Below are 11813 nucleotides of genomic sequence, written 5' to 3'. Positions count from 1 at the left end.
TGCAAAATCTCAGCGATGCGCATGGTAGGCCTCTCTGGATCGGGTGGAAAAACGCACCAAGTGCCATCACGATGACGAAAAAAGAACATTGCAATAGTGTTGGCCGCGCACACTGACTCGACGCAAACATAGCGACCGTTCTTCGATCGCCCGAACCGACTAACCCTAACTCGGCCCTCAGGGTTCGGGGCCATCCAATCCTCAACCATTGATCTAAGCGACGTCGCCGCAGTGGCCATTATTTCCCCTCCTGATGTGAACACCGCACTGCTCGGGACGATATGAACTGCCAATCACTAGGCGTGTCTTCCCTGGTCGGTGTGTCCAGATTTTTGAGCGCTCAATCGCCATAGACAGCTCGCGTAAGCGGTACGCAAGCGCGTCGCACGCGAGGATCTCCAGCGGCGGCGCAACCCGCGCTGCGCGCGCTTCGTTGTATGCGTACGGGCGCGTCTCTTCCATGAGGTGATCTGCGACAGTTCGAGCTGCACGGCCTGCACTCCGGTGTCGAGCAGCGCGCGATAAGCGGTCGCTGCGTCTATCTGGCCCGGGTGGCCGCGCAGTTCGTAGACGCGTGCCTCGAAGGGCTTCACCGAGCCGGCTGCCGCATCGATCGACAGCGCGCCCGCGACGACCGTGGTACGGCACGGTTCTTCGATCGCGAACATGTTGTCGAGCGCCAGCGCCGCCGAGGCCTGCGTGCCGTTCAGCAGAGCGACGCCCGCGACACGCAGACCGTCGGTCGCCCGATGCGCCGACGGAGCCCTTCACTGGGATCAGCGGCAGCACGTTGGGGTTGAACAGCTTGATCAGCGCGTCCATCACCTCACGGCAGATGCCCGAGTGGCCGCGGCTCGACAGCTTCAGCGCCATCAAAAGGCTCTCCGACAAGCGCGGCATCGGCTCGCCGACGCCGCACGCGTGCGACAGCACCAAGTCCTTCTGCAGCAGTTCGAGCTGGTCGGGCGGGATGCGCGTGCTGGCTCGGCGGCCGAAACCGGTGTGGATGCCGTACGCCGGCTCGCGCTTCGCGGCGATGTCGGCGACGGCCCTCGCGCCTACATCAATCGCAACCGAACTACCAGAGTCGAGTTGCAGTGAGACTTTGTCGCGCGCGATGTCACGCAGTTGAGCAAAGGTCACCTTTCCCGGAGTCAGTTGCATCATGCTCACCAAGAATTAAATGCTTCATACTATACATGGATGAAACTATTCATTCAAGCCCTTCAAAGAGCAGCGACTGAGCCCGGTGCTGCAGACAGGCGGCGAGGCTTGTCGCCGCCTGCAAGCTCATACATCCAACGTAACAGGCACTGGTAGCAAGCGTAAGCGACCAGCAAAGCCGTCTTGACGGATTGGGCAAGGGTGTGTTCACACCATCTACTAACCAGTGCATAAGTAAGCGAACATAAATCGACGCCGTGATCTAAGCTTTAAGGGATTTAGGGAGAGGCGAGATGCGAGAGGACGACGGCCGGCAGCTTTCACATGCAACGCTTGAAGAGATCCGTATTCGGGCGGTCAAGCGCATCGAAGCTGGCGAGTCGCCGGAGGACGTGATCCGCACGCTCGGATTCTCGAGGGCGCGTATTTACGAGTGGTTGGCGGCCTGGCGTGACGGGGGATCGAGGCTTACGAGCCAAGGCAATCCCTGGTCGGCCGATGAAGCTCTCGTCCGAGGCTATCCGCTTCGTCTATCAGACGGTCACAACGAAGAACCCCATGCAGATGAAGTTCGAGTTTGCATTGTGGACGCGAGACATGGTGCGGGAGTTGATTCGCGAACATTTCAACGTCAGGCTCTCCGAGGTGTCGGTCGGTCGACTGCTGCGCAAGCTCGGGCTTTCACCCCAGCGGCCGCTTGCGCGTGCTTACCAACGCGACCCCCAACTGGTCGGGTCATGGATGCGGGACGAATATCCGGCCATTGCCGGGCAGGCCAAACGCTGCGGGGCACAGATCTTCTTCGTCGACGAATCGACGGTGCGATCGGACTATCACAGCGGCACGACCTGGGCACCGGTCGGTCAAACACCGGTAGTCGAAGTCACTGGCGCGCGCTTCGAGGTGTGCGATTCACAGACATTGTTTCACTTTCTTGAAGATCGCTTTGCAGTCCTGCTTGAGTTCGTGCCTCCGGTAGGAGACACGAACTCAAGCAGCCGCCGACGATGTTCGGCAAGGGTCCTGTCGATTCGCCATTCGCGGTGCCGGATTCGCTCTTTCGACTCGTCGTAGACGCTTTCAACCTGCTCCACGAGAGGTGTATTTTCGCCCACTTCTGCGATGCGATCGACCGGAGTATTACCGCCGAGTGAGCCGTGCGGACTGCGCCAGTTGTAGTCGAACTGCCACTCCTCAATTCGCTGTTCAATCTCTTTCTCGGTTGGGCCATGGTGGGACCAGAACTCGTTCAGGTCAGTAAGCTGGGAACGCTCGACCTTGCCATTGAGATGTGGAGAGCGCGGCGGGATTGGCCGGAATTTGATGCACTCGCTCATCAAGCGACGCTGCACTGATTCGGCGAAGAACTCGCCGCCCTGTCAGTCTGGATATGCTGGATCGGAAACGGCATCTCCTCAATGAGCCGATCAAGAAAAAGCAACGTATTTCGGGCGTTTCTGCGCGGGTAGACACCCAGTACGCGGAAGCGCGAGCAGTCATCGATGGCCGTATATTGATAGACGCTTCGGGCGATTTTCATCGTGTCCATTTGGACCCGATCCCCCGGAACCGGGCGGCTATAGCGTCTGGGATGTGCCGGTCGCCTGAAACGCACTAACGGCTTCACAGATGACTTGCTAAGCACCTTCTGAATTGTTGCGAGGGATAGTTCTCGTTGTTCGTGGAGCCGCAGCTCGTTCTGGATCCGGCGTGCCCCCTTGTGTTCGGAACGCAGCCGGAGAATCGTTGCCCGATCAGCCTCGAAAACCTTCCGGTTTGGACTGTTAAGAGGGCGACGACTTTGAGAGCGAAGACCTTCTTCTCCAGTATCCCGATAGCGCCGTAGCCACTTGCGAAGTGTCGGTCTCGAGATGCCGCACCGAGCGCATACGAGACCGGCATTGCCGGTCTCGTGATACATCAGCACCCAACGTAATCGAGTCGCAATCTCTCGGTCCATCGCCTCATTTTAGTTGAAACGATGTGTGTGAATCACACACTTTGAGGTGAACCTGATCTCAGCGATCAGCCCGCGTGGTCAACTTCGTTTCATGTATTTCGAAGGCAGCTTCACGATCCCCGTGTACGTCGACTTCGTCAAACGGCTGATGCTCACCGCCAATGCGTCTGTCTTCCTGATTGCCGATCGCCATCCGGTACATCGTTGCAAAGCGATCCGGCAGGTTGCCGCAGAATCGAATGGGCGCCTTTGTCTGTTCTTCCTTCCTGCTTACTCGCCCGATCTGAACCCGGACGAGTTGGTACGGGTTATCTCAAACATCACAGGATCGGCAAGCTTGCCATCAACGGTCCGGAGCATCTCAAGCAGCGTGTCCGAGCAGTTCTGCGCTCGTTGCAGAAGATTCCGGCCTTGGTCCGATCCATGTTTCAACATCCGTCAATCCGCTACGCGGCTTGACCCATGTCCGGTTACTTTGTTTCGGCTTAATAACATCGGGGAAACGACCCCACCTTGAGGCGTTCCCTGCTCACTTTCCAGCCGCTTACCGTGCTCTCGGATTGAGCCCGCATATCTACTCGGAGGAGGAGATCGACGCGTTGTTGGATACTGCGCGACGACTTCCGCCCGCCGGTAGCCTGCGTCCAGTTACCTGTGAAACCGTCTTCGGTCTGCTTGCGGCCACGGGTGTGCGTATCTAGTGTCTTGAGTTAAAAATTCATTGAATGATGCCGATCACGTACTAAAGTGTCCTGTGTGGCACTTGATACGAGGAGGCGACGATGAGCGGACGGCCCAAAGGGGAACTCGTGCTGAGCGAATCGGAGCGCGAAGAACTGCAAGCGCTGTCGATGCGACGCAAGACCGCACAGGCCCTGGCATTGCGGGCGCGCATCGTGCTGGCCTGTGCCGATGGCATGGACAACAGGACAGTTGCGGCGAAACAGCGGGTCACTCAGCAGACGGTTTCGAAGTGGCGGGCGCGGTTCGTGATTCATCGTCTGGACGGACTGCTCGATGCACCTCGGCCCGGCGCGCCGAGGACGATTGATGACGCGCGCGTCGATGCGGTTATCGCGAAGACGCTCGAGTCCGTGCCTCCCGGAGCGACTCACTGGAGCACGCGCACAATGGCTCGCGAGATGAAATTGTCGCAAACGGCGGTCACGCGGATCTGGCGTGCTTTTGGATTGCAGCCGCATCGGCAGGAAACGTTCAAGCTCTCCAGCGATCCGATGTTCGTCAACAAGGTGCGAGATATCGTCGGGCTTCACCTGGCCCCGCCGCTCAAGGCCATGGTGCTGTGTGTGGACGAGAAGAGCCAGATCCAGGCGCTCGATCGCACCCAACCCATGTTGCCGTTGGCACCGGCATCCCTGAGCGACGCACCCACGATTACATGTGCCACGGCACGACCACCCTGTTCGCGGCGCTGGACATCGCTACTGGTGAAGTGATCGGCGAGGTACATCGGCGCCATCGCAGCAGCGAATTCGTGCGCTTTCTACGCACTATCGAAGCCAGCGTGCCGCCTCACCTCGACGTGCATCTGGTGATGGATAACTATGGCACGCGCAAAACGTCCTCGATCAAAGCCTGGTTTGCCCGTCATCCCCGCTTCCATGTTCACTTCACGCCCACCTCGGCGTCGTGGCTTAACCAGGTCGAACGCTGGTTCGCTGCGCTCACTGAAAAATACCTTCGACGCGGTAGGCATCGCTCGACCCGTCAACTCGAAGACGCAATCCGCCATTACCTGGACGTCTATAACGCCAGTCCCCAACCGTTTGTCTGGAGCAAGTCGGCTGATGAGATCCTGGCCAGCCTGGAACGGTTTTGTGTGCGGGTCCGGAAAGCTGCGGCAGGAGCATCATGAATATCAATACCGATGCAATTGATGAGGTCGCCCTGGCACTTCTCTACCTGACCCTGCATGACCGATACCGCGCGTGGAAGGGTTTCGACTGGGATGTGCTGAACCGGCTCTACGAACGGGGCTTCATCGAAGACCCAGTCAACAAGACGAAGTCCGTGATCTTTACCGAAGAAGGATTGCGCGAGTCCGAACGGCTCTTTAATCAGCACTTCGTCATTCAAGGAAGACCGGGAAATTGATTCAACGAACTTCTAACTCACGACACTAGGAAGCGTTGGCCTTTCGGCGCTCGGACGTGGACTTGGAACGTGGCCTGCTCACGATCCGTCAGAGCAAGTTTCGGAACTATGCCGCGTTCGAGGCAATGCCGATCAGGCTGGGACGCGGACCGCAAAGTGCCGGCAATGAGCCTAGCAGGACGATGTTCACGAGTCGTCCGGATCGGCATAGCTTCGATGGCTAAAGACCTTTAAGAAACGTTGCGAGCTTACTATCAGGTCGGTATCGTACGGGCTTGCCATCATGTGGCGCATTGGCGAGAATTTTCTCCTTCAACTCCAGACTGGCGTCCAGGTACATCTGGGTTGTCTGGGGGATTCATGGCCCAACCACATGGCAATGTTGAATGGATCCACGCCGCCTTGCAGTAATTACATGGCTGCCGTATGCCGATTATATCGTTGGGTAGATTATCGGCACGCGACTGCCATGCACCTGCTTCAGGCTGGCGTTGACCTCACGGTCATTGCGCTGTCGCTGGGTACGAGAACCCAGCGACCATGCACATGTACATAGAGGCAGACCTGGCCATGAAGGAAAAAGCCCTCAGTACGCTTCAATTGCTCCACAGCAGGCAGCGGTGCTACCGGCCCACCGACCGCGTGCCGCAGTTTCTCGAGGGCTTGTGATTTATGCTCGGCCACGTGAACTGACCCGATCGGTGAGCCCTGCAATGCTCACGAATTCAAAAGCGCGCGCGGCACGGTCCCGTACATCGATTCATATCGGCACCCACGCCGCACACTCCGTTGTCCTCAACGACAAACCGTGCATAATTGCGGGGCGTCCATAATACGTCTCCTCGATGACCACCAGTTCTTCGCGATGCGGCGCCATTGCGGCGCGGATCTGCAACGCGTCGTTGGGCAACCGCGTCTGATAGACGATGTGGTCCACCTCATCGCTGACCACGACCACACCGTTGTTCGAGTGCAGGTCAATTCCGCTAAACTTTTTCATGCCGGCCTCCTGTGCGTCACGTCGGTGTCGCAACCCTGACTCTACCCCAGCCGTCCTACCGGAACGGCGCGAGGCCGGCTATATGATTATCGGAGCCTCACCAGCCGCACGGCGCCAGTGCTTGATCAAACAAAGAAGTCAGACGCCTGCCGCCGCGGCGAAGTCGCGCTGGGCGCGCCGTCGGGCCAAGGACTACGAGTTGCTTCGCCTGCGGTAGACAGAGATATGACGTTGGGATTGTTCGGTAAACGCACCCCTCGACCAGTCTCCCCATCGATCCGCTAGCTCCAGTCCTACGCATTCGGCCATGGTATCGAGTTCCTGGTGATAGACATAGCGACGGCGTTGCGGCAAACGCCTGACCGAGGTACCAGAAAACCAGAGGAGAGTTGAAACTAGGTTCTGGTTTAGCGAATCGTGAACAGCCACATTTACGATTGTATTTTCATGATTCACTAGCCGCGCCGATGTAGTTTTCTGCCCGCCGACAAAAGGATTCCAGCCTGGTACGTCCACTTCTATTACCAGAACCCCTTCATTATCTAGGGCCTCCGCAGCAGCTCGGAGGCAAGCTATTTGCGCTTCGCGCGTCGAGAGCAACGTGAACGTGCAGTAAACGCAGTAAACGACACTGTAACGTTGCTGTGATTTGAATCCGGCAATATCACCTTGCCAAGTCTTGACTATACCGCTGCGTTTCGCGACAAGCTCTAGCATACTGTCCGAATTGTCGATACCTTCGACCTTGACGCCGCGCTCGCTCAGAGGTACCGCCACGCGTCCGTCGCCAATACCAAGTTCAAGCGCATTTCGGCCGCTGCAATATCGCTCAAGAAAGGCGACAGTCTGGTCAACCTCAGCGACTTTGCCTCGCAGAGTGGTGTACTCCTCATAGATCGGCGCATAAATCTCGCCATAAATCAACTCGTCAGACATGTCCTGCTCTCCTTTCCATCAAATTCAGCAATTTGCCTGGTTTAACTCCATCCCCTTTTCGAAGGGGCAAGCGCCCGGCGACATGGTCAATAGGGCTTCGAACGCGCTGTTGCTTGGTACCCTCGCCGTTCACACGCAAGACCGGTGCCAACCAGAAGAAGCGTGCTACTTCAGACACACTGGCAGTCTGGTCTTATTCGGACTGTCGGCTGTGTCAGACTTTTGTCGGACATTATTGACAAGAAGCGGATTGAGAGCTAACCCGCGTCTCAGTTCATGGCCGTGTAGCTCCGTCATTCGAATTCCACCCTCCCAGATCCGGGCGAGCGGGATTACCAGCACTCGACCCTTCGCGACAGTGGCCTGCGTCATATCTGCCTTTGTCCAACTCGGCGTGTATTAGCCTGGACTGCACGTAACCGCAGTCGCAAACCGGTCTCGACGCCTCGGGCGATGTCCAGTGCCTTCGCCGAGAGCATGACCGTTTGCATCACGGTCATCCCCCGCCGTTGGTGTTCAGTCACAACATCGTCGTCGACTCCGCGACATGTTCGACAGTCAGCCACTCGCCTGTCGCATGCCGTGCGCGAAGATGCGAAGCAATGTGATAGGCAAGCAGTTCAGCGCGAGCGCGCAAGTCCATGTTCAGCGGGTTGCTCATCACAATGGCGATCCTCCGTCGCGGCATTGTAGTCGTAGTCGGCCACCACCGGCCGTACGCACCATTGCAAACGGGAAGGCCGTTCCGTTGGGAACGCGTGAAGCGCGGAACTCGGAGCCGTGCGCCTGAGCTATCCTTCCGCCGCCTATCGTCGCGTCACTTCCGGAGCACAAAGATGGAAGTATCCAGCGCCAGATAGGAGCGCCGCCTGGCTAGTATCGGCATCCGTCGCTACCAGCGACGGGTCAGCACGCGTTTTCGGGCGGGGCTCGCCATTCTGGCGGGCCGCTTCCCCGGTTCACTCAGGATCGTGAAGAAAACGTCCGCGTTATCCGCTGACACGACGCACACCACGAAAGACAACTCATTGCGCAGTTGACGCGGCTGTGTCGGAGGCACCCTTTGCGGCATGCGAGTATGCCGGTTCGTCGATTTGGCGCCTTTTGAGGTGGATGTCGAACCACCTGTCCCACCAACGTTGGGCGCGCTCATTCCTGCACAGCCATGGCACGCACCATTCGCACCACTAATGCCAGCCCGCGGCGCTTACACTGGTGCCACCGCCGCCCGCGCCCTAGGCGAATGAGGTAGTGACCAACGCCGGCACCCATACCGAGCGACGCACTGCTCTCTTTATCGTCTTCATGATTGCGTCCTTCAGTAAGACGACCGCCGGATATCCCTGTGCGCAGGCCGGCGTCCATGACGAGGATTTTCGGATATCGCCCAGCGGCAAATCCTCTACGCTGCGCGTCGATGACCAGTACGGGTCGCGGCTGTAGTCCTGATGGACCGTGGTACCCGACGTCGCATCTGCCATTGAAGGCCGGTGGTCCTTGTCAAAGCCCGGGTCGTTCTTGATGCGTTATGCATCGATGCTGACACGAAAACACTTCGCGTCCTTATCCAACGTGAGTGCGTTCCACGGTATCGCATGCAGGATGGCGCCCATGCCAAGAAAGCCGCCTTCGGACAGCACTGTATATGCAACCCTGCCGCTGCGCACGTTGAACATGATGTCCGAAATCTGCCCGACGTCTTCCCCGTCCGATGAAAAGACCGGCTCGTCTAATGGCTCATGGGCTGTTGCATTTGTTGCGACTGTCCGGTTTGCGACGCGATACATTCGACACACCGCCCGGCGCCCCGCCGAACTAATCGTTCAGTGGGTATAGGAAATACGACTGTCTGGCTCTTTTCAGAGACTGGCGCGGATTTTGCGTCTTCTTGGCGAAGCAACAGAAACGGCAACGAATTCAAAGGCGGAAGAGCAACGTTCCTTTGAAGACTTCGATACCGTTCACTGCTTTAACCGAGCCAAAACTTTTTCCCCTGTGACCACATGCAAGGAGTCGCCAATGCCCCCCAAAGAAGGACTCGAGTTTCATGCGCCAAGCTTAGGCCACTCGTTCCGCGCAAAGCTTTTAATGGACGATAACCCGGATGTTATCAAGGAAGTGCTAGCACAACTGCCTCTCAGGAGCGTCCTTGGACACGTGGTAATTTCGGGCGAGACGATATGGATGCCGACCCGGATCGTTCACTTGACACGGAACAATATGGTCCCTCGTCATCCCGGTGCCGTCTATCTCTATGCTCCGGGGCAGTCGATTTGCCTGACCTACGGGCACATCACAGAAAGCGCACACGTCAACAAATTTGCGGAAGTATTCGAGGAGGACATTCCAAGCCTCCATCGGTTTGGTCGCATTGTCTACGAACAGACAATTGCTCAACCACGGCGGAACACCGTTGAAATAGTTGTGCGGAGGACCGCCTGATGTCTCTAACGTCAAAATTCGAAGGCGACTGGCGCGAGGCAAAGGCAATCATCGAGAAAGAAATCGATCGCATCTGGCTCGACGAGCCCGAGGATGTCCATAAGATCCGTTGGGGCATTATCGACAGCGGAGCAGGAAGCGGAGAGCAAGCGTTTTCTGTACTCGTCCATCTCGAGGCGTATCTCATGCTGGTAGGCGCTGAAGTCATGTATCGCCTGCTCAAGATTTCGAAATATCCGGACTTGCCCCTCGCAACTCTCAATAGAATTACCAAAGAGTTTCTGACAGGAACCTTCAACGTCTTTGCATTCATGACGGATCTCGGATTAGCCAACATGCATCACATCGGTCAAATCTATTCGGACGCCCTCGACGACCTTCAAACGGCGGACGAATATGTGGAGCTCACCGGAGCAATGATGACGTATATCACTCGCATGCACCGGTGGATTCACTCGATCTTCCCTTGGAACCTTGGCGTTGCATTTCCACATCGCACGCCGACAGAAGTTGCGAACCTTGCCAAACTTGTGTCCATGCAAGGCGAGATTTAGTCGTCGAGCTTTCTGGCAGCTACGCAAAGAAATATTGCGACGCGATTCGGCGATATGTGCTGATGGACCGATGGTATCTGTGCCGAATCCGGACTTATCACTGAACGCCCCGTCTGAGGACAGAGCCAATTTATCTGAGATTTCTCGCGCACGATCAGCTCTATATCCAGCACCCGCCAAATAAATAATTGGTGGGCCGATTGTTCTATTAATGTAAATACCCGGGAGTCCCCCATGTCCTCTACAGAAATGCACGGTGTCCGAGTAGGGAGCGGAAAGTGTTCGTCTCATCCGACCGCAAGTGTTGATTATATTCGGCCTCCCCGCGTAACACGTTTGCAGGCTCGACTGACCGATGATGGTATTGACGTGGTCGTATGCTTCAAACCGGAGCACAGCTTCTACATCACAGGCTTTAGCCCGATCATTTATTCACAACCGATGATTGCAATCCTTACCCCCAACCATGAGCCAATCATGCTTGTGCATGCGCTCCGAGACGAACACAGCCGCTCCAGCTCATGGGTACGGGACATACGGTTATTCGGCGCTTGGGGGGACAAGAAAACTGCGGGGGCAGACTGGCAAACTGCACTCACTTCAATCCTCCACGAGCTGGGCGTTGCGGACAAAAAGATTGGAGTCGAAGAAGAGTTCATCTCCATCACATGTCGCCGCCAACTCGAAGACATGTTACCGAAGGCAGAATTCGTCGATGTGAGCCAGCTCATAGAACGCTGCCGGTTGACAAAAGACCCGGACGAAGTTCTCCACGCACGGGTTGCGGCCAGGATTGCCGATGTAGGCATGGAAGCAGCGATCGCAGCACTCCGCGAAGGTGGCACCGAGCGCGACGTCTGCGTGACTGCAATGCACGAGATGAATAAGTTCTGGGCGGCCCGCTACCCCAATGTTGAGGTGTGCGATTTCGGCTCTTTCGAGGGCGGCGTTCACAACGGTCTCTGGGTTTGGGCACTATCCGGTCCGCGTACGTTTCTAAATTGTGACAATCCGACCCAGCGCCGCCCCCTTCGCGGCGAAACCGTTTCGCTGCTGAGTTGGACGGTTGCCAACGGCATGCACGCTGAGATCGAACGTACTGTTGCCATTGGGCCGCTACCGGACGTCAGCAAGCGCGCGCTTGACATCATCCTTGAAATTCGAGAGGAAGTCGACGAACTGATGAAACCCGGCACACCTTGGAGGGACCTGTTCGAAAAGACTCGTGAAAGGCTAGAGTCGCTCGGCTACGGTACCCACACTCCAGGCAGAATCGGTCATAGCATTGGGCTCGGCGCTCACGAGCGAGCCTCGATTGACGCGAAGTCCCGGTTGGTACTGGAACCGGGTATGATCGTTACACTCGAACCGCATATCCGAATACCAAGCGTGTGCCAAACGCAGATTTCCGATACCGTTCTCATAACTGATACCGGCCGAGAATATCTTACTATTGCTACCGGCGGCTACATAGAAATCTGAATTCTAGGCCACCACTTTGATCGAAGGCGTTTGGGTCTTCCGGCTAGGTCTAAACACGTCTATGCGGGTCGCGCGTATATTACAACGAGCATCTGCGGGTCGAACTGCACTGACATCAAGCATGTGTCCCATCAATCAACTGCTCCGGGTCATTGCCGAG

Annotated in this window: 7 protein-coding genes and 6 pseudogenes; 8 read left to right on the top strand and 5 right to left on the bottom strand. The window is 57.0% G+C overall.

Features of this window, described 5'->3' with window-relative positions:
* Positions 1 to 506: 506 nt before the first annotated feature.
* Positions 507 to 1167: pseudogene (locus OKW44_RS17335) on the bottom strand (aromatic amino acid lyase); the annotation flags it as partial.
* A 290-nt stretch (positions 1168 to 1457) separates the two neighbouring features.
* On the opposite strand from OKW44_RS17335, the pseudogene OKW44_RS17330 reads away from it, so the two are divergent.
* Positions 1458 to 1613 (top strand): annotated as a pseudogene (locus OKW44_RS17330) (helix-turn-helix domain-containing protein); the annotation flags it as partial.
* Between the two features lie 49 nt (positions 1614 to 1662).
* Positions 1663 to 1902 (top strand): annotated as a pseudogene (locus OKW44_RS17325) (helix-turn-helix domain-containing protein); the annotation flags it as partial.
* Between the two features lie 188 nt (positions 1903 to 2090).
* Here the strand turns inward: OKW44_RS17325 and OKW44_RS17320 are convergent.
* Positions 2091 to 3124: pseudogene (locus tag OKW44_RS17320) on the bottom strand (IS481 family transposase).
* Positions 3125 to 3170: 46 nt separating this feature from the next.
* Here OKW44_RS17320 and OKW44_RS17315 point away from each other — a divergent pair.
* The 3 genes and pseudogenes from OKW44_RS17315 to OKW44_RS17305 all read left to right on the top strand — a co-directional run bounded on the left by OKW44_RS17315 (position 3171) and on the right by OKW44_RS17305 (position 5239).
* Positions 3171 to 3641 (top strand): transposase, encoded by a 471-nt coding sequence (locus tag OKW44_RS17315; protein WP_162634065.1) that lies wholly within the window; start codon positions 3171 to 3173, stop codon positions 3639 to 3641.
* Between the two features lie 265 nt (positions 3642 to 3906).
* Positions 3907 to 5000 (top strand): annotated as a pseudogene (locus OKW44_RS17310) (IS630 family transposase).
* Positions 4997 to 5239 carry a DUF6429 family protein gene (locus OKW44_RS17305; protein ID WP_018423125.1) on the top strand — a complete coding sequence of 81 codons (243 nt, stop codon included), beginning with the start codon at positions 4997 to 4999 and terminating at the stop codon, positions 5237 to 5239. The pseudogene OKW44_RS17310 and the gene OKW44_RS17305 overlap by 4 nt, the downstream one beginning before the upstream one ends.
* 760 nt (positions 5240 to 5999) lie before the next feature.
* Here OKW44_RS17305 and OKW44_RS17300 read toward each other — a convergent pair.
* The 3 genes and pseudogenes from OKW44_RS17300 to OKW44_RS17290 all read right to left on the bottom strand — a co-directional run.
* Positions 6000 to 6239 carry a hypothetical protein gene (locus OKW44_RS17300; protein ID WP_018423128.1) on the bottom strand — a complete coding sequence of 80 codons (240 nt, stop codon included), beginning with the start codon at positions 6237 to 6239 and terminating at the stop codon, positions 6000 to 6002.
* A gap of 192 nt (positions 6240 to 6431) precedes the next feature.
* Complete coding sequence (locus OKW44_RS17295) at positions 6432 to 7175, bottom strand: class I SAM-dependent DNA methyltransferase (RefSeq protein WP_018423129.1); 744 nt, start codon at positions 7173 to 7175, stop codon at positions 6432 to 6434.
* 1391 nt (positions 7176 to 8566) lie between these two features.
* Positions 8567 to 8962 (bottom strand): annotated as a pseudogene (locus OKW44_RS17290) (PRC-barrel domain-containing protein); the annotation flags it as partial.
* A gap of 232 nt (positions 8963 to 9194) precedes the next feature.
* Here OKW44_RS17290 and OKW44_RS17285 point away from each other — a divergent pair.
* The 3 genes from OKW44_RS17285 (at position 9195) to OKW44_RS17275 (ending at position 11653) form a co-directional block, all read left to right on the top strand.
* Positions 9195 to 9617 (top strand): hypothetical protein, encoded by a 423-nt coding sequence (locus OKW44_RS17285; RefSeq protein WP_018423133.1) that lies wholly within the window; start codon positions 9195 to 9197, stop codon positions 9615 to 9617.
* Positions 9617 to 10171 (top strand): cucumopine synthase-related protein, encoded by a 555-nt coding sequence (locus OKW44_RS17280; protein ID WP_018423134.1) that lies wholly within the window; start codon positions 9617 to 9619, stop codon positions 10169 to 10171. The genes OKW44_RS17285 and OKW44_RS17280 overlap by 1 nt, the downstream gene beginning before the upstream one ends.
* 234 nt (positions 10172 to 10405) lie before the next feature.
* Positions 10406 to 11653, top strand: coding sequence for a M24 family metallopeptidase (locus tag OKW44_RS17275; protein WP_204357164.1), 1248 nt, complete (start codon positions 10406 to 10408; stop codon positions 11651 to 11653).
* Positions 11654 to 11813: the final 160 nt, after the last annotated feature.

Source organism: Paraburkholderia lebeckiae (assembly GCF_050436325.1).
GTDB classification, from domain to species: domain Bacteria; phylum Pseudomonadota; class Gammaproteobacteria; order Burkholderiales; family Burkholderiaceae; genus Paraburkholderia; species Paraburkholderia tuberum.
Note: the sequence above shows the minus strand (reverse complement) of the source record. Positions and strands in the feature narration are given on the sequence as shown.

What these genes read in the sequence shown, in the direction of transcription:
- OKW44_RS17275 (WP_204357164.1), top strand. Translation starts at nt 10,406, where the DNA reads ATGTCCTCTACAGAAATGCACGGTGTCCGAGTAGGGAGCGGAAAGTGT.
- OKW44_RS17280 (WP_018423134.1), top strand. Translation starts at nt 9,617, where the DNA reads ATGTCTCTAACGTCAAAATTCGAAGGCGACTGGCGCGAGGCAAAGGCA.
- OKW44_RS17285 (WP_018423133.1), top strand. Translation starts at nt 9,195, where the DNA reads ATGCCCCCCAAAGAAGGACTCGAGTTTCATGCGCCAAGCTTAGGCCAC.
- OKW44_RS17295 (WP_018423129.1), bottom strand. Translation starts at nt 7,175, where the DNA reads ATGTCTGACGAGTTGATTTATGGCGAGATTTATGCGCCGATCTATGAG.
- OKW44_RS17300 (WP_018423128.1), bottom strand. Translation starts at nt 6,239, where the DNA reads ATGAAAAAGTTTAGCGGAATTGACCTGCACTCGAACAACGGTGTGGTC.
- OKW44_RS17305 (WP_018423125.1), top strand. Translation starts at nt 4,997, where the DNA reads ATGAATATCAATACCGATGCAATTGATGAGGTCGCCCTGGCACTTCTC.